The following is a 22,504-nucleotide window of genomic DNA, read 5'->3' as shown; positions in this document are numbered from 1 at the left end:
GCCTGTAACTGTTGCCTTGATCTCCAGCTTCTCTGTAAGCCAGAGGCGTAATTGACTTATTCGCACCTTCCCTAACCCGACAACAGCGAGAGGGCAAACACATTGATTGCACGGTTGATCGATAAACTACTCTTTGGCATCACCCTGTTGCTGGCCCTACAAGTACCCCAACTAGCAGATCACTATCAGCAGTTTCTCAACGGCTTATATGAATCGACCCGCTGGCAGGTCGCGGGCTATCAACACACGGCGCAAAGCTTTGGTTACGCCGATATCAACGCCATGATTGAGCATCATCGTCACAACAGTGTCGCCAGCGTGCGTGCCGATGCCGAACAAAAGCAAGCCACCCTTGCACACTACCAACAACTGCAGAGCGGTATTGAGCTATTTAGCCGTGGCACACTGATTGACAAAAGCCTCTATATGGCAACACCTTCACGCTATCATTATCTTGAAAAAACCTTTCACAACTTTACCCCTGGCATTCCACTGACGATGGAAGGCCTCATCTTTGGCGTGATCGTCGGGCTATTATTGAATCTATTCATCACCTTGCCAATCACCTTGATGGCACGCCAAATAACACGTTTACGCCTACGCAAAACACGCATGCAAAAGACACCTACCGGCTGAGCTCCCCGCTAGGCATCTGAGCAACTCGCTTAACGAAACCATAGTGTTATTAGTAAATTTACCGACGCTTCCGTCAGCAGACGACTCGTCAGACATATCATCGGTATCGGCCATGACTTGGGGACGAAGTGGTTGCCGAAGGGACTGAAGAGGCAGCAACAGCTAGCCTACTCGATTCTTATCAGTGCGATGACGGCCACGGTTACCTCTATAACCGACCGTTAGCGCCGCAGCTCCGTCCAGAATGTTGCAATAACATCGCCATGGAAACCAACATACAGTTAGGGAAGGTGCCGTTAGTTGATGCTCTTAACTTGCCAACAGCATATACAGCGTAGAGTTATTGATCTCTAGGGCTAAAATAATTAACATATTAATAATTACAGGAGATTCTAATGAGCTTAAAACTGTCCGTTGTTGATCAGTCCCCCGTGCATGGCTCCCATGCCGCCATCGAAGCACCACAACTAACAATCGAACTGGCCCAACTGTGCGATCAACTCGGCTATTATCGCTATTGGGTGGCTGAACATCATGACAGCATTCATTTTGCTAATCCCTGCCCTGAAATCATGGCCGCCGCGATCGCCAGTGTGACCAAAAATATCCGCATCGGTAGCGGTGGTGTAATGCTCAGCCACTACAGTCCACTGAAAGTCGCTGAAAACTTCAAAATGCTGGCCACTCTGTTTCCAGAACGGGTCGACCTTGGCATCGGTCGCGCGCCCGGCGGTACTGGCCTCACCTCGCAGGCACTGGCTTATCCACATCAACCTCATCATGGCGATCTCTATACGCAACAGGCCCAACTGTTAAAGGGTTTTATCGAAGGCAACCTGCCAGACAATAATCCGTTCAGCGCAATAAAAGTATTGCCTGACAGCACCCCACAGCCAGAACTCTGGATGCTTGGTTCTAGCGGCGGCAGCGCGGGACTTGCAGGTCATTTAGGCTACAATATTGCGTTGGCTCGCTTTATTGATCCGGATAACTGTCGTCCATCGATTTTTAGTCAATACATTGAGCAGTGGAAAAAGGCTGAGCACCCACAACAACCCAATAAGATGCTGGCTATCGCCTGTATCTGTGCGCCAACAGAAGCCGAAGCCAAGCAACGAGCGGGCACTGCGGTGTACCGCAAACTCGCTGCCCAACTCGGCCTACGCGAAGCCTTTTTGACCCCATCAGAAGTACAGGACCGTTATCAAACCTTCTCGGTCAGTCATCAAGCACAGTATGATCATATTCTCGCCGGTTATACCGTCGGTACTCCCGAACAGTGCGCCGAAGAGATCACTCAACTGGCTCAGTCTTTTGCGTGTGATGAAATATCAACGGTGGCGGTCACCCATAGTCAGGCCGACCGACTCGATAGCTATACACAGCTAATCAAAGGCTTTTAGTCAGCCCAGCATAAATACAAGCCTCAACGGGTGATTTAGCAACCCGATGTAGTAACCCTTGAGGCGCTAAATTTACCCCATATTAGCGCCGGCTTAACGCTTTAAAGCAGCGATTGAAGCTAGACTGAAATCGTTTATCGGCGCGGACAATGCACTACCCAAAATGGGTAAAGCCTGAGCCAACCCCATTGTAAACAAAGGTTTATTTTGCAATTATGTTGCTGCAGGTTGGATAATAAGCAGTCGTTAAAGCTCCTCTTCAAATCCCCCCGGTATGATTAGGCTTTCTTCGTTTATTCAACCTGCAACATTCGACGATGCTTTAACCCCTTATCATATACGCATTAATTCAATCACAGACGCTAACGGCTATCCGTAACGCCTATCGTAGGTCTCTGTATTATCCAAGCTTATTATCCAAGCTTATTATCCAAGCTTTACCACTTCACTGATTTCACTCAGCACTATAATTCACAGAGCAAAAGTGTTTAAGCGATAAGTTGTCATCCACTTGCAACCTCAACCGTCACTCACATTAGTTTCAGCCTATAAGCTTGGGAAGGTCCAGACATTTCGCTGCACTGGCTTTCGCGTATCTGGCTATTCTAATGTCCGCAGAGAACATAACGGACTTATTCGCACCTTCCCTTGATAGTGCGAATAAAAAAACGGGGCATAAGCCCCGTTCTAGTTACATATTTGGATAGTTAGGTCCACCACCACCTTCCGGTGTTACCCAGGTAATATTCTGGGCAGGATCTTTGATATCACAGGTTTTACAGTGAACGCAGTTCTGACTGTTTATCTGAAATACCTTTTCTCCGGCTGCATCTTGCAAAATTTCATATACACCCACGGGGCAATAACGCTGCGCCGGCTCATCGAACTTCGGCAAGTTTTGCATCAATGGAATGCTGCTATCTTTCAATTGCAGATGGCAAGGCTGATTTTCTTCGTGGTTAGCGTTAGACAAAAATACCGAAGAGTTCTTATCAAAACTGAGCACGCCATCCGGCTTAGGATAACTGATCTTGGTACACTCGGATGCCGGCTTCATCTGTGCATAATCTTCATGATTATCACGCAGAGTAAACGGCAGACTAACGATATTCTGATCAATAAAGTTAACCGCGCCGCCAATAAAGGTGCCGTATTTATGCAGTGCCGGACCAAAATTACGCGTACGATACAACTCATCATAAACCCACGAGCTGTTAAAGTTATCGCTATAAGCGGTTAAATCTTTACCACCCTCATCACCATTGGTTAATGCTGCGAAGATCGTCTCCGCGGCAATCATGCCGGTTTTCATCGCCGTATGAACGCCTTTGATCTTAGCGAAGTTTAGCGTACCCGCATCACAACCCAATAATAACGCCCCTGGCATTGTCATCTTCGGTAACGCGTTAAAGCCTCCCTTGGTGATGGCACGTGCACCGTAAGAGATCCGCTTACCTCCTTCTAGATACTGAGAGATCAGCGGATGATGCTTCATGCGCTGAAACTCATCGAACGGGCTTAAGTGTGGGTTGTCGTAGTTCAAGTCGGTAATTAGACCCACCATCACTTGGCTATCATCCCCATGGTAGAGGAAGAAGCCGCCACTCGCATTCGCTTCTGATAACGGCCAGCCAGCACCGTGAAGCACCAGCCCAGGCTGATGTTTATCCGCGGGGATATCCCACAACTCTTTGATACCGATACCATAATGCTGTGCATCGGCATCTTTATCCAAGTCAAATTTGGCGATCAGCTCTTTACCGAGGTGACCACGACAGCCTTCAGAAAAGATGGTGTATTTAGCTAACAGATCCATACCCGGCATATAGGTATCTTTCTGCTCGCCATGCTCATCTAAGCCCATATCACCGGTGCCAATACCCGCCACTCGGCCATCATCACCATAGATAATATGTGAGGCAGGAAAACCGGGGAATATTTCAACACCCAACTGCTCCGCCTGTTCGCCCAACCAGCGGGTCAGATTACCCACACTGGCAATATAGTTACCATGGTTGTGCATTGTTTTAGGCACAAAAGCATTAGGTAACTTGGTGGCTTTTTCAGCATTGCGTAGCAGGTAGACCTGATCTTCAGTGACTGCGGTTTTCAATGGTGCATCTTGTTCCTTCCAATCAGGGAACAACTCGTCTAACGCACGGGACTCGATCACCGCGCCAGAAAGAATATGACCGCCGACCTCAGCCCCCTTTTCGACCACACACACCATCAACTCTTGGCCTGCCTCATTTGCCTGCTGCATCAAACGACAGGCAGTTGATAGTCCTGCGGGGCCGGCGCCAACAATGACGACATCAAACTCCATCGATTCTCTTTGCATTATTCTTATCCTCGAATACCGCTATTAAAACTGCTCTTCGTCCAGCGCCATTATACTTTCACCGCCCGCAATAACAGACGCAAGATAAGACTGTGTACGTGGCATCACATGTTCACAATAAAAACGCGCCGTGACCAGCTTAGACTGCAAAAACGCAGGATCGCCCTCACCCGCCTCCAGTTTAGCCTGTGCCTTAACGGCACTCTTGGCCATCAACCAACCACCACAGAGGAAACCAAACAGCATCATAAAGTTAACACAGGCGCTTGCCGATGCATTTCTATCGGCAGCAGTATCCAGTAACCACTGACGTGCCGCTATACCATTATCGAGTGAGGTACGACATTGTTGCGCAGCCAGTGTAAAGTCACCGCTGAGAGCTTCAAAAGCACTGATATCAGCGGCCATTTCATCCAACAGCGCTTGCAGTGATTCACCGCCATTCATCAATGTTTTACGTCCCACCAAGTCCAGTGCCTGAACCCCTGTGGTACCCTCATAAATCGGCAGAATACGCGCATCACGATAATATTGCGCCGCACCGGTTTCTTCAACAAAGCCCATCCCCCCGTGAATCTGAATCCCCAGCGAGGTAAGCTCTTGAGCAAACTCTGTGACCCAACCTTTGACGATCGGCGTCAATAATTCAAGTCGTGCACTATTGTCACGATCGGCCTCAGCGGCAGCCACCAAACAGAGTGCCCGCATCGCTTCAGTACCCGATTTCATCTGCATCAACATTCGACGGACATCGGCAAAACGGATTATCGGATAACGACTGCCATCTTTTTTCGTCCCTTGAATGCGGTCTTTAGCAAATTGTAACGCCAACTGATAAGACGCCTCAGACACACCTAAACCCTGTAAACCAACGGCCTGACGGGCATGATTCATCATGGTAAACATATAGGCGAGGCCGTTATGTTCTTCACCCACCAAATAACCAACCGCGCCACCATTATCACCAAAACTCATGACACAGGTTGGACTACCGTGAATCCCCATTTTATGTTCCAGCGACACCGCGGCGACATCATTTCGTTCAGCAGGATTACCGTTCTCATCCAGCAGAAATTTAGGCACGATAAACAGTGAAATACCTTTCACACCCGCGGGAGCATCCGGTAAACGCGCCAACACCAGATGAACAATATTGTCCGTCATCTGATGATCACCCCAGGTGATAAAGACTTTCTGACCGGTAATACGGTAATGATCGCCGTCACGTACCGCTTTAGTACTAACCGCCGCCAGATCGGTGCCGGCACCGGCCTCGGTCAGGTTCATGGTACCGGTCCATTCACCGCTCACCAGTTTTGGCAGATAGTGTTCTTTCAGCGCATCACTACCGTGATGACTAATCGATTCAATCGCGCCCTGACTCAACAGTGGACACAGAGCAAACGATATATTACAGGTCTGCCAAACTTCGTTGACTGCCGTCCCGAGTACATTAGGGAGGTTTTGACCTCCAAACTCTTCAGCAGCCGTCAGTGTGGCCCAGCCCCCTTCGACATAGGCCTGATAAGCTTCAGCGAAACCTTTAGTTTCTGCTACGCCGTTTTCACCGATCGCCGGATGAAGCTCATCACCGGTACGGTTGAGTGGCGCTAACACGCCTGAACCCAATTTACCCGCTTCAGTCAGAATGACTGAAGCCAATTCAGCGTTAACCTCATCCAGTCCCGCCCCGACACAAAGGTCGTCGAACTGTACTAGCTCATTTAGAACAAACTCAACATCAGTTAGGGGGTGTTTATAATCATTCATGATCGTTACCTGTAATTTTCCATTTTCAGATCTGAGTAGATAGTTCCGGTAGGGCATCAAACAGATCGGCGACCAATCCATAATCAGCAACAGAGAAGATAGGCGCCTCTTCATCTTTGTTGATTGCCACAATCACCTTAGAATCTTTCATACCCGCCAAGTGCTGAATCGCACCGGAGATACCCACCGCAATATAGAGATCCGGCGCTACCACTTTACCCGTCTGTCCTATTTGTAGATCATTAGGGACAAAGCCCGCATCAACCGCCGCACGAGAAGCACCCACCGCGCCGCCCAATTTATCCGCCAGTTCATACAACATATCGAAGTTTTCAGCGTTACCCATACCTCGGCCACCGGCGACAATCACCCCTGCGGTTGTCAGTTCAGGACGATCAGATTTGGCCAACTCTTCTTTAATAAAACGTACATTACCGTTATCACAAACCTCAGATACGGTTTCAATGGCGGCACTGCCACCGGTATCAACCACGGCATCAAAAGCGGTTCCACGAATCGTCAGTAACTTCACCACATCATCGGTTTTCACTGTTGCAATCGCATTACCGGCATAGATAGGACGCTGAAACGTATCGGCAGACTCAATCGCAATCACATCGGATAGCTGATTAACATCCAACAACGCCGCCACTCGGGGTAAATAGTTTTTACCATTAGTGGTCGCTGACGCCAAGATATGGCTGTGACCGCTCACCAGTGCCACAATCAGCTTGCTGATATTTTCAGCCAGCTCATGCTCATACGCCGCGTTATCCGCCAGCAATACTTTTGTCACGCCAGGAATGCCAGCGGCAGAGTCGGCCACGGCTTGACAGTTAAAGCCCGCCACCAGCAACTCAATATCACCACCGATTTGCTGTGCTGCAGCCAAGGTATTCAGCGTCGCAGGCTTTAGCTCTGCGTTATCATGTTCTGCAATTACCAGAATAGTCATCAGTCGTCTCCTTAAAGAACCTTCACTTCATTTTTCAGCTTCTCTACCAGCTCGTCTACGGAGGCGACTTTAATGCCTGCCTGACGATCTGCTGGAGGATTAACGGCCACTAGCGTCACTTTATTGTTCAGCTCAACGCCAAGCTCTGCTGGGGTTTTTACCGCCAACGGCTTACGCTTGGCTTTCATGATATTCGGCAATGAAGCATAACGAGGATCGTTCAGTCGTAGATCAACTGTCACAATCGCCGGCAGATCCAGCTCGAGGGTTTGCAAACCACCATCAACCTCACGGACAATCTGCACTTTATCGCTTTCAACACTCATGTCAGACACGAATGTGCCCTGTGGATAATCCAATAATGCTGCCAGCATTTGACCCGCTTGATTGTTATCCGTGTCGATCGACTGCTTACCCATGATCACTAACTGCGGCTGCTCCTCTTGCACAACGGCTTTCAATAGTTTCGCCGCTGATAAGGAATCAGTCACTGTATCAGTGTCAATCTGAATACCACGGTCGGCACCGAGTGCCAAAGCGGTACGAATCTGTTCCTGACAGCTCTTATCACCGATAGACACAACGATGACTTCACTGGCTATGCCCGCCTCCTTTAGACGAACCGCTTGTTCCACTGCAATTTCACAGAACGGGTTCATCGCCATTTTAACATTTGCCAGATCAACATCGCTATTATCTGACTTAACATGTACTTTCACGTTGTAGTCAATTACACGTTTTACTGGGACAAGTATTTTCATAGCACTCACTGTTTATGTTGAGGTTTTATTGTTATCTAGTTTGCCTTTGCAAACAGATAACAACAATAACAAAAAAAGCCTTAAAATTGATATTTTAGGACACATATAGCCCTTCAATTTCGGACAAGTCTGTTAATATCGGAAAAACAAAACCATTATAGGACAGCCCTTACAATGATACCGGTATATTGAGATGAGCTATAACCATCACTCAGTTTCTATCCATTTCGCTAATGCCATGCTCAAGGGTGCTCGCCTTAAGGGCCTGAATGAGCAACAACTGATGCTCGAAGCCGGCCTCAATCGTGAACTCTTGAGCAATCAAGAAGTCCGTATCACCCCGATGCAATTGAGTCGCCTAGTGCAATCGATTCAGCATCACGGTGACGATGATTATCTCTGTCTTGGTAGCCAACCATCCCGCAATGGCGTATTCGGACTGATGGCCAAACTCGTGATTCACAGCAGCAATCTTCGCGAGGTCTACAAGCATGCGGTTCACTTTTACAACCTCGTAGTACCTGCCTCTCAGTTAAGCTTTAGTGAGGCGGGCGACACCGCGACATTTACGCTAACACTAACGGATCCTAGCAAAGATCCCGATTTTGCCCTACTCGACTTTCTTCTATTACTCTGGCATCGCTTTCCTAGCTGGCTAATCGGTCAACGTATTCCACTCAAACAAGTGACATTTCAACACTCGAAGCCCGCTCACTTTGAAGAGTATCGGCTCATGTTTCCCTGCCCTGCTGCCTATCAACAGGCGGACAACAGCTTTTCATTCGATCGCGCCATTCTTAGCGCGCCCGTTGTGCAAACACAGCAGAATCTCAGTAGTTATCTGCGTCGCGCACCGTTAGATTGGTTCAAACGACAGTCCTATTACCCTGTCTACACCCGTAAGGTGATCGATTATCTAGAGAGTTCAGATTCAATGGCCGACACCAGCATGGAAGATATCGCTAGGCTCATTCACACCACCACCCGCACCTTACGGCGAAAACTCGATGAAGAAGGCACCAGTTTTCAAGAGCTCAAAGACAGTGTCAGGCGTGATGAAGCGATTCACCTACTTAGCCAACCGAATCTACCGATCTCCCGTATTGCCCGAATGTTGGGATTCGCCGAGTCGGCCGCCTTTACACGCGCATTTAAACACTGGACCGGTATCTCACCGAGCACATATCGTAAATCCAAAAGCTAGCGATCAGTATGGCTAGGCGACATGTCGGCCGTGTAAGGCCTGACTGTCCGATTAAAACAAAATACTCACTCTCGCTACGCTCGTCAAATCAGCGCGATCCAATCATCAACACCGCTACCTTAACGCCCAGTTGGCCGTCAGCTCACTCAGTATAGGCTGATTGATTAAGAGCTTGCGGTTGCCGTCACTCGTTTCAGGCTGCCGCGTGCGATACAGACCCCGCCGCGCTTTTCCTATAGCAACCCTTCCGCCACCGCATCCTCACAGCGGCAACGCTTAATCACCTCAGTGTACTCCAGCAGATAGTCATATCAAGCGCTCATTGAGGCGACAACGGCGTGACTTTAGGTTGACTGAACATGCCAGCCTCAACAGCAGACAGGCCTGACAGTGATCCTGATGTAGCGCTAACAAACTGTCCTATTACAACAACAATTTCTCGATTACAGTCGCGTAAAGCCACTGATCGAAGCTCGTCATCACTCCGCACGAGGCACGGCGCAGTGATGCCGCGTGATCATCATACTGAACCTATGACGGCGAGCCTTCTATCTTTCCGGCTTGACTCTCATGGGAAAAACGAAGGGGATAACCCCTTCGCTTTAACACGTTGAATCGTTATTTCAGATCTTTAGCGCGATTACGTAATAAAAACTTCTGAATTTTGCCGGTCGATGTTTTTGGTAAATCACCCATCACAATCCGTTTAGGGGTTTTGAAGTGCGCCATATTCTCCCGACAGAACTCGATAATCTCCTGTTCAGTCACCGTTTCGCCTGCACTGGTCGTGATAAATGCACACGGCGTTTCACCCCACTTTTCATCGGGCCGCGCAACCACCGCAGCATCCTGGATTTTGGGATGACGATACAGCACATCTTCGATCTCGATACTGGAAATATTTTCGCCACCGGAAATAATCACATCTTTGGAACGATCTTTGATCTCGATATAACCATCCGTATGCCACACCGCTAAATCCCCCGAATGGAACCAACCGCCTTTAAACGCTTCATCCGTAGTTGATGGGTTTTTAAGGTAACCTTTCATCACCAAGTTACCCTGCATAAAGATCTCACCGATGGTTTCACCATCTTGCGGCACGGGTTCAAGCGTCTCGGAATCTGCGACCATTAATCCATCTAACATCGGTGCGCGAACACCTTGACGGGATTTTAAGCGTGCTTTTTTCTCTGCATCATATTGATCCCATTCATCATGCCAAGCACACAGCACCGATGGACCATAGGTTTCTGTTAAGCCATAAACATGAGTCACTTGAAAACCAAGCTCTTCCATCCCTTGAATAACAGAAGCCGGTGGCGCAGCGCCGGCGACCATCACCTTGACCTGATGATCAATCCCCGCTTTCAGTTCTGCCGGCGAGCTATTAAGCATATTCAACACAATAGGGGCGCCGCAAAAATGGTTTACCTGCTGCGCTTTAATCTGTTCAAAAATCATATCGGCGCGCACATGACGTAAACTCACACTGGTACCCGCGGCGGCCGCAATCGTCCACGGGAAACACCAGCCATTGCAGTGAAACATCGGCAATGTCCACAGGTACACCGGATGTTTACCCATATCCCATGACACGATGTTACTCACCGCATTCAAGTAAGCGCCGCGATGATGATACACCACCCCTTTCGGGTCGCCGGTCGTCCCTGACGTGTAATTCAGCGTAATCGCCTGCCATTCATCCTCTGGTTTAACCCCTTTAAAGCCGACATCCCCCTCAGCCAAAAATGCGTCATAGGTGGTATCACCAATCAGTTCACCTTCCGCATAGGTTGGATCATCGATATCAATCACAAGGATTTTTTTACCGATCATTTTTAACGCCTTATTGACCACACCAGAAAACTCACGCTCGGTCATCAGCACTTTAGTTTCAGCATGCTGCAACACAAACGCAATCGCTTCAGCATCTAAGCGAGTATTGATCGAATTCAGTACCGCACCACTCATCGGCACACCGAAGTGGGCTTCAAAATGTTCGGGCAGGTTAGGTGCAATAATCGATACGGTGTCGCCTAAACCAATGCCTCGCTGTGTTAACGCACTCGCCAACTGACAACAGCGCTGATAGGTTTCAGCCCAGCTCCGTTTAACATCCCCGTACACCGTGGCGAGACGATCGGGGTATACTTTAGCGCTACGCTCTAAAAAACTCAGTGGACTCAAGGCGGTGAAGTTCGCCTGATGTTGATCAAGCGACTGATTATAAATATTGGATTGTGCAGACATCGTTATTCCTTGTACTTATTTAGCGACCGATTACCTTGCGGCAAAACTCGGTCCGCACTTTGAAAGCGCTATCAAATAAGCCACTCAAAGCGCGGCCCATGGCGGTTATAGCTTACAACGATAAAACCAACCGATACTGCTATAACGGCAAGGATAAATGACACGAAACAACAGGAGTATGACCCAGAAACAAACAACCACTGTCAAGGCAAAGCAATAACGCTCAGCAATACAACAACAGAATGGGCATGAGGGAAGCACCTTTACGCTTATTCGACCTTTAGCTATCGGTCAGCAATTTTATTGTTATATATCACAGCATTTTTTATAAATTAGGCCCATAGTTAAAGCCCTAAATGTTGCGGTAATCTGTCCAAATTACAACAAAATGTAACAGACTCATTGAGACACCACGATTTACTTTAAAATAATCAACACTCACCCTGATCAGACGACCCCACTATGCTTTTCAGATCAACACTGATGCAACGCTTTTTTATCACCCTACTGATGATTATCTCGATGATTTTCACCTTGGTGTATTTTTATTCGGTGCCCTTGATCAAGCAAAAAGTCTTTGAAATCGAACGTAATGCTAGCGGTATCGCCCTCAACAGTGTTTTCTCTCTGGCGAATAAGCTGTACGTCGATACAGAACAATATCGTCGTCAAGCTCTCGATTCACACAAAAAGCAATTACAAACCGTCGTTGATCTCGCCGCCTCGTTCTATGAAAGCGCCTTATCGCAGGCCATCGAGGATGGCATGACAGCGTCACAAGCACGTCAACATGTACTCGCACAGCTAACCAGCTTGAAGTATGGCGACAATGACTATATTTGGCTTGCTGACGATAATGGCGTTCTCATCTCGCACCCCGATTCTCGTTATCAAGGCGAAAATACCGCCAACAGTGAAAGAACGGATGGCCTCTCTGACGTGTATAAAGTGATCAACTTAGCGTTACATCAAGGCGAAGGATTTTATCAATATCAATGGCATCGCCTTGATTCAAAACAACCTGTCGATAAAGTTTCATTTGTAAAGCACTACCCTCAATGGGGCTTTGTTATCGGTTCTGGCGTTTATCTCGACGATCTCGATACCGATATTGAACGTATCCGTCAAGAAACGTTGCAAGAATTACGCGCCGGTATCGAGGAGATTAAAATCGCTTCAACCGGTTATCTATTTGTTTTTGATGCTAAAACCAATATGTTGATTCATCCCAACGCCAATATCGCGGGTAGCAACTTTCCCAAACTGATCAATCCGGTGACAGGCAACTCAATTGCAGAAGATCTGATTCGAATCGCCGATTCCGGTGAAGAGCTCTACTACAAGTGGGACCGCCCCAATGATCCCGGTAACTATGAATATGACAAGCTCTCACTGGTGCGCTATTTACCCGGTTTTGACTGGTATATTTGCTCTTCAGTCTATGTCGATGAACTCCGCAGTAGCGCCGAGCAGCTCAGCAAACGGATTATGGTCATCGCCGTCATCGCGCTATTGATTGCCCTGCTATTGATGCTGTTATTCAGCCAATGGATTAGTCAACCGATTAAACGTTTAGCAGACACGGCTAAGCGTATATCCGAAGGGGATCTAGGCGCGACCACCGGAATTCGACGAGATGATGAAGTCGGTGTGCTCGCACACGCCTTCGATACGATGATCGAGCGCTTGCGCGACTCCATCAACAACCTCGACACAAAAGTCGCGCAGCGCACTCAAGCGTTAGCTGAAAAAAATCGCCAATTAACGTTAGCGTCAGCATCGATGACTCATGCCAAAGAAGCGCTCAGTGAAGCAGAACAGCGCCAACGACAGATTCTCGATGCGCTACCGGTGCAGATCGCCTATCTCGATGCTCAGCTCAATATACTGTTTATCAACCAACCGTTTGCTGAGATCTATCAACACAGCAAAACCGCTATCATCAATCAACCCTTCGTCGAAGTCATCGGCGCGCGCCGCTTTCGTCAAATCCATCAGCAGCTAAAAACGGCACAACAGGGTCGCGTCAGTATCGATGAATACAACCAACAAGATAGTCGACATTCGATGGTCTGTAAGCGAACGCTTATTCCCTGCTTTAATCAAGCAAATGAGGTCAATGGCATCCTGATACTCATCGCGGATATCACCACGGAGAAGGATGCTGAACGGCAATTGAACGCAGCTCAACGGATGAATGCCGTCGGTCAGATGGCCGGCGGGCTTGCTCATGACTTCAATAATCTGCTCACCATTATTCTCGGTAACCTTCACTCCATTAGTGATCGCTATGCTAAAGATGATCAACGCCTTCGTTATCTTGAGCCCGCCATTCGAGCCACCCGTCGAGGGGCTGATATTACCAGCCGATTGTTATCATTTTCCCGTCGACAACCGCTGTCTCCGAGGCTCATCAATCTCGAACCATTACTCGGCGATACCATTGAATTACTGAGTCGTTCGCTACCAACAGAGATCTCCATTGAATGCCATACCAGCTGCCAAACATGGTGGCCTTTTGCCGATCCCAGCCAACTCGAAGATGCCCTCGTCAATCTCGCTTTTAATGCTCGTGATGCGATGCCTCAAGGTGGCACGCTAAGCGTGATCACACAGAGTATCGAAGTCACAGAAGCACTCATCATGGATACCGCTGTACCGCCAGGACACTATTGTGAAATCCGCCTACGTGATAACGGCTCAGGCTTTAGCAGTCAGGCACTGACACACTGCTTTGAACCTTTCTATAGCAGTAAAGGACATGGCGCAGGGTCTGGATTGGGTTTAAGTATGGTCTACGGCTTTGTCAAACAATCAAACGGGTATATTAATGTTCAAAATAATGTAGATCGGGGCGCCTGTGTCACCCTGCTGCTACCCGCTAAACAGGCATCCGATACCGCTGTAAAACCATGCGGCGAGAGTCCGACAGCGTCATTAAATCATCAAATACAGCCGCCTCTCATAGAGGAGCACAGCAAACTCATCTGCCTCGTTGAAGATGACCCCGATGTCCGCTCGATCATTAGACAACAACTGCTCACGCTCAATTTTGAGGTGATCGACACGCATAGCGCTGAAGAAGCTCAACGGCTCATCCCGCTATTACCCACACTGTATGCTTTAGTCTCCGATATCATGTTACCCGGCGCTCTCAACGGCATTGAGCTGGCCAATGGGTTATATCGAGAAAATAGTCATTGCAAGATCATACTGATCAGTGGATATTCCTTTCAAAGTAAAGAGAAGCCAATCAACCCTGCCTTCTCCATGTTAACGAAACCCTTTGATTTGACCGCTTTGAAACAAGCACTTCAGGATAGAAACAAACGATAACCGTCACCACCGCAACGCGATGACGGACGCGTTTGTCACAACGGAGAAAGATGTGAGTCACCATAAAACCATCTACGTCATCGATGATGAACAGGATATCTGTCAACTACTGAGTCACGAACTAGAACAATTCGGCTATACTGTACGCAGCTTCAACACCGGCGCACAGGCCTGTCACGCCATACGTATTCGACCACCCGCCCTGTGTATTATCGATTTAGGTCTACCCGATATGGACGGCATGGAGTTGGTTAAACAGCTCTGCGAACTTCACCGTATTGGCATCATGATTCTCTCAGGACGCAATAGTGTGCCTGATAAAGTGCTAGGTCTCGAACTAGGGGCCGATGATTATATTGTTAAACCCTTTATCCCCCGAGAGCTGATTGCACGGGTCAATAGCTTAATGCGTCGTCTCCACCATGCAAACAATCAACCCCACAGCGAAACGCGTATTGCTCAGTTTGCCAACCTGAGTTACGATCCCAACACACTCAGCCTAAGCTGCGCTGATGGGCAGCAAACCGTATTGAGCTCAGCTGAGCACGATCTATTAATCAAATTACTCAAGACCCCCAAAACAATTCTCTCTCGGGATCAGCTCATGGGCGATAGCACCAGACCCTTTGATCGCAGCATCGATGTCCGCATGTCACGCGTACGTAAGAAAATTGAACCGAACCCCAAAAACCCTGAGATTATAAAAACCATCTACGGGGTAGGCTACATTCTCACCACCGATGTCAGCTGGCGTAATTAAACGCGCCAAACCGCCCTTAAGCAAAATTGATCACTGCCATATGCAACATATTGATATGTATCAGCCATATCTTTCTAATGATTAAGCTAAAACCACTTTAACTTAGCGATTAGTGTCACTGCATAACAAAAACTCAATATGCACTAAATTAGTGCATCATGTGATAGAAACATAACATTCGATTATTTATCCTTAACCTCAAGACAGTCGCTGCACAATAATTAATCATCTCAGGCATAACCCCTATCATCCGGTCTTTTCAGAAGACAGTGATGAATCAATCACTTCCGTAATAGATTAGAAAAACTCACCAATTAGATGAAAAACTTTCCTTTGTCATAGAGGTAGATTCTGGATAATGTGCGCGCGTAGACTTAAACGCCCCAAGAGAATGCGAATTAAAAATCATCGCATTAAAACAGCACCATATAAGTGCAAAAAATATTGGAATAAAATCATGTTAACCACTTACTACTATATCGATCTTTACAATAAGCAAACACAAAACCACCCAGAGTCCGAGCGCGAATACTTTATGCGTATGGCCCGTGAAATGGAAGAGATGCGTATCGCTGAAAAGCGTGCAGCCAGAAAGCAACTGCTTGCATCCCTGTTTTCAACCATTGCAAAATCATTCAAAGCGAAACGCACACCTAACCTTGAATCACTTTACGGACAATAAACCATGCCCGTTATTATGCAGCAAAGCCTGATCACTGCACCGCATCAGGCCCCGCTGCATTAATAAGAACTCGACACAGAATCCGCCGTCAAGCTCACCTGCGGCAAACCGCCTACCCTGATACTACTCTCACGAGCCTTTCGCTAGCCTCTACACTAGCCCACACATAGCCCACAACATAAAGACAGGCTTGAGATTCACCTCACGTCATCGCCATGATCACGCTTATATTGCCCCTCACCTCCGTGTTTAACCAACGACAGTGAAACATGCACGACAGCTGCGAATAGAACAGGCGATCATACAGATGAGAGTACTGACAATAGAACCAGCAAGAGCACAAACCCAATAAGCGTCTCACCGATCATCAGCGCGCCGATTAAATCCCCTCTTCTGTCCTGCTGACAAGCCGACCTAACGACTGCTATGTCATTGAGTATCATCATAACGGCCGTTTACTGCGAGTGAATCAAAGCGTCTATCATGCATGACGGCGTAATTCTTGCTTACAATAGACACTTCAAGCTCGGGCACTTTAGTCCTCCTAAAAATGAATAGGCAACAAGGACCATGAATTTACTTTGGATACTGTTTAGCTCTATGCTGGTTTTTGTTATGCAGGCTGGATTTTTATGCTTAGAAAGCGGCTTGGTACGCAGTAAAAACAGTATCAATGTCGCCGCTAAAAACATTACCGATTTTCTCATATCCAGCACTATTTTCTGGGCACTTGGTTTTGCACTGATGTTTGGTGATAGTGACGCTGGCTTAATCGGTACCAGCGGTTTTTTATTTGGCGATGATGCCTCCCCGCTACAGCTTGGTTTTTTTCTGTTTCAAATGATGTTTTGTGGCACCGCCGCCACACTCGTGTCCGGTGCCGTTGCAGAACGCATGAGCTACCTAGGCTATATCATTACCACGGTGATCATCAGCTTACTCATTTACCCTATTGTCGGGCACTGGGTATGGGGTGGCTTAGCCTCGGGTGTCGCCACCGGCTGGCTCGAAATCAGCGGTTTTATCGACTTTGCAGGTTCAACCGTGGTGCACTCTGTCGGCGGCTGGGTCGCCCTCGCCGCCATTATTGTGATTGGCCCTCGCGTCGGACGCTTTGATCAGCAAAAAGAATCGATCCCCGGTAGTAATATCCCTATCGCGATGCTCGGCGCGATGCTGATCTGGTTCGGCTGGTTTGGCTTTAACGGTGGCAGCACACTCGCCTGGACCGATGCCATACCAGGCATACTCTTAAATACCTGTCTCGCGGCATTCTGGGGGGGTATTGCCGCTATCGTGATCAAATACATCACGGATGGCTACATTGATATTTCGCAAATTATCAATGGTGTCTTGGGCGGGCTCGTCGCTATCACGGCCAACTGCTATGCCGTTTCGGTGACTGAAGCCGCATTAATTGGCGTTATTGCCGGGATCATCGTCGTCTACGGCAGTAACCTGCTAGCAAAACTCAAACTAGATGATGCGATCGGCGTCATACCCGTTCACCTGTTTGCAGGGATCTGGGGAACCATCGCCGTCGCTCTGTTTGCCGACCCCGATATTATTGCTACGGGCTTATCGACAACAGAGCAATTAACCACGCAGCTATTAGGCATTATGGTGATTGGTCTATATAGTTTCTGTATTGCCTTTATCCTGCTATTTCTGGCCAACAAGGTATACCCTTTAAGGGTCTCTACCGAAGCGGAGTTAAATGGTTTAAATCTCTCTGAACACCGCGTCACCACTGAAGTGTTTGATCTATTAAGCGCAATGAATCAACAACAAATCCGCTCTGACTATTCCTCCCCGGTTCCCGTTGAACCTTTCACCGAAGTGGGCCAGATTGCACAGGAATACAATCGCGTCATCGACAAAGTACAGCAAGAGATGCAACAGCGTGAACGTGCGTTTACGGCGTTTAAGCAGAGTGAATATCGTAACGGCGCGATCCTTGAGGCGGCGATGGATTGTATTATCACCATCACCGAACAAGCTCAGATCGTCAGCTTTAATCCAGCGGCAGAACAATGTTTTGGGATCACTGTCGGTATCGTACTCGGTGAAGATTTCTTTCAACTGTTTATGCAAGACGAGTCACGCGTGCGCGCGCTGCAAAGTTTGTCACAAGGGTTTACAGTCGGCGATTTAGTCCTCAAAAGGCAGAATATTTCAAACTTAACTCGCTACGATAAAGAGAGCTTTCCGGCAGAGATTGTTGTCACTCAAACCACCGATCTAACCGCTCACAAAAAACAGTATACGCTTCACATTCGTGACATTACGAAACAGGTTAAACTGCAGAACCGCTTAAAACTGCTGGCCTATCATGACCCTCTAACAGGGCTGTATAATCGCACCTATTTGATGCGAACCCTCGAACAACTCATCAAAAAGTACCAACAAACGTCAGGCTGCGTGGTGTTGATGTTCCTTGATCTGGACCAATTTAAACGGATTAACGATACCCTAGGTCACAACGCTGGGGATACCCTACTACAGGAAGTGGCCAATCGTTTAAAAACGATTATCCGCGATTCTGATCTGGTTTCACGCTGGGGAGGCGATGAGTTTGTTATCGTCTTATCCGGTCAGTTAAACGAGCAGCTGGCGAGTCAAAAAGCCGCTGACATCTTAACCGTCATGCGGGACCCTATAACCTTACTCGATAATGAGCTCACCGTCCTCACCAGTATTGGTGTAGCGATGTCACACAACGGTCAGGTGAATCCCGAGCGCCTGCTGCAACACGCCGATTTAGCGATGTATCAGGCTAAAAATAATGGCCGCAACACCTATAGCTTGTTTCAACCGCAGATGGAACAACAAGCTCAACTGCATTCCTGGATAGAAAACGAGCTCCCTGGAGCAATGCTCAATCATCAGCTGTATCTGCAATATCAACCCAAGGTTTGCTGTATCAGCAACAACATCGTCGGCTTTGAAGCACTACTGAGATGGCAACACCCCGAACACGGCAATGTACCACCCGGTGAGTTTATTCCTATTATCGAGAACACCAGCCTGATTATCACAGTCGGTGAGTGGGTACTGTCTGAGGTCACACAACAGCTGGCTAACTGGCGACAACAAGGTCTTCCCCTGCTGCCGGTTGCCGTCAATATATCGGGGAATCATTTACATTCTCCGACGTTAGTGCCTTATATCGAGAACAGTCTTGCTCAACATAATCTCGCCCCTGAACTGATCGAGATCGAGATTACCGAGGGAGCGTTAACCGGTAATAGCGAGGAAAGTATCAATGCTATGCGGGCATTAAAAGCGATTAAAATCAAACTAGCGATCGATGATTTTGGTACCGGTTATTCATCCCTCAGCTATTTGAAAAAATTTCCTATCGATATCCTCAAAATTGATCGCGCCTTTGTCAGAGAGTGCTATGCCAATAAAGAAGATGCCGCAATCTGTAAGGCGATTATCAGTTTAGCGAAAAGCTTGGACTTGGAAATTGTGGCAGAAGGTGTTGAAAATCAAGCGCAATTAGCCTTCCTTGGCTTTCAAGGCTGCGAAGTCTATCAAGGTTTTTATTTCAGTAAGCCGATCAGTGCCGATGCAATGGTGACGCTATTAATGACACCTCAACTCAACACACAAGCCGCAAAAGCTCAATGCTGACAACAGATAGCGACGACATTACGTTCTGATACGGTAACCGGTGCGAAAGATCCACCAGACGATAGACAGACAGATCAGTAAAAACACCAGTGTCATCCCCAGACTCACTGCAACATTCACATCGGCCACACCATAAAACGCCCAGCGAAAACCACTAATCAGATAAACCACAGGGTTAAACAACGTCAGGGTTTGCCAGGGCTCTGGCAGCATACTGATGGAGTAAAAGGCGCCCCCTAAGAACGTTAGCGGAGTAATCACCATGAGTGGAATCACCTGTAACTTCTGAAAATCATCGGCCCAAATACCGATAATAAAACCAAACAAGCTAAACGTGATGGCCGTCAATACGAGGAAAGCTAACATCCACAATGGATGCTGAATGTGGTAGTCAACAAACAGCTGCGCGGTTAATAATATCAATAACCCCAGAGTCACCGATTTGGTTGCCGCCGCCCCAACATAACCGATCACTATTTCCATCGCTGAAACCGGTGCCGATAACACTTCATAAATAGTGCCGGAAAACTTCGGAAAAAAGATACCGAAAGAGGCATTGGAGATACTTTCACTCAACAGCGATAACATCACTAGGCCGGGAATAATAAAGGCACCATAGCTGACGCCATCGATATCCCCCATCCGCGAACCAATCGCGGTGCCAAAGACGATAAAATAAAGCGAAGTGGATAACACCGGCGAAGCAATACTCTGCATCAAGGTACGAAAAGTACGCGCCATCTCAAATTTATAGATCGCCCAAACGGCATACAGATTCATCCTACTGTTCCTTTTCATGCACTAGGCTAACAAAAATATCTTCGAGCGAACTCTCATTGGAATTAAGATCACGGATTTCAAGCCCCTGCGCCGTCAATTGACGTAACAACCGAGCAATACTGTCGCCTTCCTGACGACTGTCATAAACGTAGGACAACGTGTTGCCATCCTGTTCTAGTTGCAAATTAAACTCTGCCAGCTCAACAGGGACAGTAGTGATCGGCTGCTGCAAACGAATACTCAACTGCTTACTGCCAAGCTTATCCATGAGCGCCTGTTTTTCTTCAACCAGCAGAATTTTACCTTGACGGATAACACCGATGCGATCGGCCATCTCTTCTGCTTCCTCGATATAATGGGTGGTGAGAATAATCGTCACGCCCTGCTCCCGCAGTTGCCGTACCATCTGCCACATATCTTTACGCAGCTCTACATCGACCCCCGCGGTGGGCTCATCCAGAAACAGAATATCTGGCTCATGCGAAAGCGCTTTCGCAATCATCACGCGACGCTTCATCCCCCCAGAAAGCTCACGCATCTGTGCATCTTTTTTATCCCACAGGGACAGCTGCCGCAATAATTTTTCGATATACTCCGGGTTAGCCGGTTTACCAAACAAACCGCGGCTAAAGTTCACCGCCGACCAAACTTTTTCGAATGCATCACTGCAAAGTTCTTGTGGTACCAAGCCGATCTTGCTGCGCGCGGCGCGATAATGCTTAACGATATCGAAACCGTCAGCCAGCACAAAGCCTTCAGATGGGCTGCTGATACCACAGATAATACTGATCAGGGTTGTTTTACCCGCACCATTAGGCCCCAACAAAGCAAAGATCTCGCCGCGGTGAATATCCAGATCGATCCCCTGTAAGGCGGTAAAGCCGGACGAATAGGTTTTAGTCAGCCCGCTAACGCGAATAATAGATGACATGTTCACTCCTCTGAACGAATAATAGCCACATAGTAACTGCTGAACCTAGTAGACCATAGTGCTTCCACACTATATCAGGCTCAGTAACCCAAGCATCATGGTCACGCTGAAGAATGCCAGCACGGTTGTAATCAGTAGCACCCCAGAACAGAACACCTGATGGCCATACTGACTACCCAAAATAGGATATACACTTAGCATGGGTGAAGCGGAAAATATAACCACCGCTTGTTTTAAGGTGTGATCCATATCTGGCACCACAAAAATAACCAGCAATAATGCGATGATCGGTTGCAGTAATAACTTGCCAAACGAGATCAAACTAATCTCTTTTACACTGGCGGTCACCTTGGTACCCGCCAGAGACGCACCAATAATAATCAATGCCATCGGTGCGGCAGAGCCATTCAGAATACGCATCGCATGATCGATAAACAACGGTAGCTGAAGACCGCTCAATGACACCACCACGCCACTAATAACCGCAATAATAATAGGATTTTTAATGAGTCGTAGCGCCATGATCTTTAGCAGTTTTTTGACATCGGCTCCTTGATCTTCTCGGGCCTCCATAAAAGCCAGTGCCAGTGGAAATAGCACAATATTTTCAACCAATAGACACATCACCAATGCCTGAGTAGGCGGCTGATCAAAATACTGTAATGCGACGGGGAAGCCGATAAATACACTATTCGGCATAGCACTCCCCATGCCCTTTAAGCCGGCAAAACTCAGCGAATCTCGACTGATCATTCGACTGATAATAAAGATCGTAAAAAAGGACACGATGCCCGCGATGGCATACACCATCAAATACTGTCGATCGACAATCTGCCCCATATCCATCTGCGTCAGCTTATGAAATATCAATACCGGCAGCGCCAAATACAAAACAAAACGGCTCATCCCCGGCAGAGATTCACGCGGAATAATCCCTGCACGGGTGGCAATATTGCCAAGCAAAATTAACAAGAATATAGGGGCAGTAATACCGATCATCATTAACATAGTTATTCAGATACCCATAGAGAAGCGATCAACAAGTGATAGTGA

The 22,504-nt window shown here is 47.7% G+C and carries 15 protein-coding genes; 7 read left to right on the top strand and 8 right to left on the bottom strand.

All coding sequences use genetic code 11. The features are described 5' to 3' along the window. The first annotated feature begins 102 nt into the window (after positions 1–102). Positions 103–636, top strand: a complete 534-nt coding sequence (locus Q4488_RS06160) for a DUF2937 family protein (RefSeq protein WP_303579590.1) — start codon at positions 103–105, stop codon at positions 634–636. Between the two features lie 395 nt (positions 637–1,031). Continuing rightward, on the top strand, positions 1,032–2,039 hold the full coding sequence (locus Q4488_RS06155) for an MsnO8 family LLM class oxidoreductase (protein ID WP_303579589.1): 1,008 nt from the start codon (positions 1,032–1,034) through the stop codon (positions 2,037–2,039). 691 nt (positions 2,040–2,730) lie between these two features. Here Q4488_RS06155 and Q4488_RS06150 read toward each other — a convergent pair. The 4 genes from Q4488_RS06150 to Q4488_RS06135 are packed head-to-tail and all read right to left on the bottom strand — an operon-like array spanning position 2,731 to position 7,866. Beyond that, positions 2,731–4,380 carry an electron transfer flavoprotein-ubiquinone oxidoreductase gene (locus Q4488_RS06150; RefSeq protein ID WP_303579588.1) on the bottom strand — a complete coding sequence of 550 codons (1,650 nt, stop codon included), beginning with the start codon at positions 4,378–4,380 and terminating at the stop codon, positions 2,731–2,733. A gap of 24 nt (positions 4,381–4,404) precedes the next feature. Further along, positions 4,405–6,150 (bottom strand): acyl-CoA dehydrogenase, encoded by a 1,746-nt coding sequence (locus Q4488_RS06145; protein ID WP_303579587.1) that lies wholly within the window; start codon positions 6,148–6,150, stop codon positions 4,405–4,407. 25 nt (positions 6,151–6,175) lie between these two features. Further along, entirely contained in the window at positions 6,176–7,105 is a 930-nt protein-coding gene (locus tag Q4488_RS06140; protein ID WP_303579586.1) for an electron transfer flavoprotein subunit alpha/FixB family protein, read from the bottom strand. Between the two features lie 11 nt (positions 7,106–7,116). After that, on the bottom strand, positions 7,117–7,866 hold the full coding sequence (locus tag Q4488_RS06135; protein WP_303579585.1) for an electron transfer flavoprotein subunit beta/FixA family protein: 750 nt from the start codon (positions 7,864–7,866) through the stop codon (positions 7,117–7,119). A 193-nt stretch (positions 7,867–8,059) separates the two neighbouring features. Here Q4488_RS06135 and Q4488_RS06130 point away from each other — a divergent pair, with 193 nt between their 5' ends. Next, the gene (locus Q4488_RS06130) at positions 8,060–9,070 is read left to right on the top strand and encodes an AraC family transcriptional regulator (protein ID WP_303579584.1); all 1,011 of its coding nucleotides are present in this window, start codon (positions 8,060–8,062) and stop codon (positions 9,068–9,070) included. Between the two features lie 618 nt (positions 9,071–9,688). Here Q4488_RS06130 and Q4488_RS06125 read toward each other — a convergent pair. Next, complete coding sequence (locus Q4488_RS06125; RefSeq protein WP_303579583.1) at positions 9,689–11,323, bottom strand: acyl-CoA synthetase; 1,635 nt, start codon at positions 11,321–11,323, stop codon at positions 9,689–9,691. A 483-nt stretch (positions 11,324–11,806) separates the two neighbouring features. Between Q4488_RS06125 and Q4488_RS06120 the strand changes: the two genes are divergently transcribed. From Q4488_RS06120 to amt, 4 genes are all read left to right on the top strand, one after another. After that, positions 11,807–14,659 (top strand): cache domain-containing protein, encoded by a 2,853-nt coding sequence (locus Q4488_RS06120; protein WP_303579582.1) that lies wholly within the window; start codon positions 11,807–11,809, stop codon positions 14,657–14,659. A gap of 52 nt (positions 14,660–14,711) precedes the next feature. Continuing rightward, a complete protein-coding gene (locus tag Q4488_RS06115; RefSeq protein ID WP_303579581.1) occupies positions 14,712–15,419 on the top strand; it encodes a response regulator transcription factor in 708 nt (235 codons plus the stop codon). Positions 15,420–15,876: 457 nt separating this feature from the next. Then, complete coding sequence (locus Q4488_RS06110) at positions 15,877–16,101, top strand: hypothetical protein (RefSeq protein ID WP_303579580.1); 225 nt, start codon at positions 15,877–15,879, stop codon at positions 16,099–16,101. 570 nt (positions 16,102–16,671) lie between these two features. Continuing rightward, positions 16,672–19,740, top strand: coding sequence for an ammonium transporter (gene amt, locus Q4488_RS06105; protein ID WP_303579579.1), 3,069 nt, complete (start codon positions 16,672–16,674; stop codon positions 19,738–19,740). A gap of 18 nt (positions 19,741–19,758) precedes the next feature. On the opposite strand, the gene Q4488_RS06100 is transcribed toward amt, so the two are convergent. The 3 genes from Q4488_RS06100 to Q4488_RS06090 all read right to left on the bottom strand — a co-directional run bounded on the left by Q4488_RS06100 (position 19,759) and on the right by Q4488_RS06090 (position 22,459). After that, on the bottom strand, positions 19,759–20,520 hold the full coding sequence (locus Q4488_RS06100) for an ABC transporter permease (protein ID WP_303579578.1): 762 nt from the start codon (positions 20,518–20,520) through the stop codon (positions 19,759–19,761). Between the two features lies 1 nt (position 20,521). Beyond that, positions 20,522–21,451: an ABC transporter ATP-binding protein gene (locus tag Q4488_RS06095; RefSeq protein ID WP_303579577.1), complete on the bottom strand. Its 930-nt coding sequence runs from the start codon at positions 21,449–21,451 to the stop codon at positions 20,522–20,524. Between the two features lie 69 nt (positions 21,452–21,520). Beyond that, a complete protein-coding gene (locus Q4488_RS06090; RefSeq protein ID WP_303579576.1) occupies positions 21,521–22,459 on the bottom strand; it encodes an AEC family transporter in 939 nt (312 codons plus the stop codon). Between the last annotated feature and the right edge of the window lie 45 nt (positions 22,460–22,504).

The organism is Amphritea sp. 1_MG-2023 (assembly GCF_030547545.1).
In the GTDB taxonomy this organism is placed as follows: Bacteria; Pseudomonadota; Gammaproteobacteria; order Pseudomonadales; family Balneatricaceae; genus Amphritea.
This window is presented reverse-complemented; position numbering and strand designations above follow the sequence as displayed.

Bases quoted from the DNA above. Each gene is read 5' to 3' on its own strand.
- Q4488_RS06150 (WP_303579588.1), bottom strand. From the start codon at position 4,380: ATGCAAAGAGAATCGATGGAGTTTGATGTCGTCATTGTTGGCGCCGGC.
- Q4488_RS06140 (WP_303579586.1), bottom strand. From the start codon at position 7,105: ATGACTATTCTGGTAATTGCAGAACATGATAACGCAGAGCTAAAGCCT.
- Q4488_RS06100 (WP_303579578.1), bottom strand. From the start codon at position 20,520: ATGAATCTGTATGCCGTTTGGGCGATCTATAAATTTGAGATGGCGCGT.
- amt (WP_303579579.1), top strand. From the start codon at position 16,672: ATGAATTTACTTTGGATACTGTTTAGCTCTATGCTGGTTTTTGTTATG.
- Q4488_RS06130 (WP_303579584.1), top strand. From the start codon at position 8,060: ATGAGCTATAACCATCACTCAGTTTCTATCCATTTCGCTAATGCCATG.
- Q4488_RS06110 (WP_303579580.1), top strand. From the start codon at position 15,877: ATGTTAACCACTTACTACTATATCGATCTTTACAATAAGCAAACACAA.
- Q4488_RS06090 (WP_303579576.1), bottom strand. From the start codon at position 22,459: ATGTTAATGATGATCGGTATTACTGCCCCTATATTCTTGTTAATTTTG.
- Q4488_RS06095 (WP_303579577.1), bottom strand. From the start codon at position 21,451: ATGTCATCTATTATTCGCGTTAGCGGGCTGACTAAAACCTATTCGTCC.
- Q4488_RS06135 (WP_303579585.1), bottom strand. From the start codon at position 7,866: ATGAAAATACTTGTCCCAGTAAAACGTGTAATTGACTACAACGTGAAA.
- Q4488_RS06145 (WP_303579587.1), bottom strand. From the start codon at position 6,150: ATGAATGATTATAAACACCCCCTAACTGATGTTGAGTTTGTTCTAAAT.
- Q4488_RS06155 (WP_303579589.1), top strand. From the start codon at position 1,032: ATGAGCTTAAAACTGTCCGTTGTTGATCAGTCCCCCGTGCATGGCTCC.
- Q4488_RS06125 (WP_303579583.1), bottom strand. From the start codon at position 11,323: ATGTCTGCACAATCCAATATTTATAATCAGTCGCTTGATCAACATCAG.
- Q4488_RS06120 (WP_303579582.1), top strand. From the start codon at position 11,807: ATGCAACGCTTTTTTATCACCCTACTGATGATTATCTCGATGATTTTC.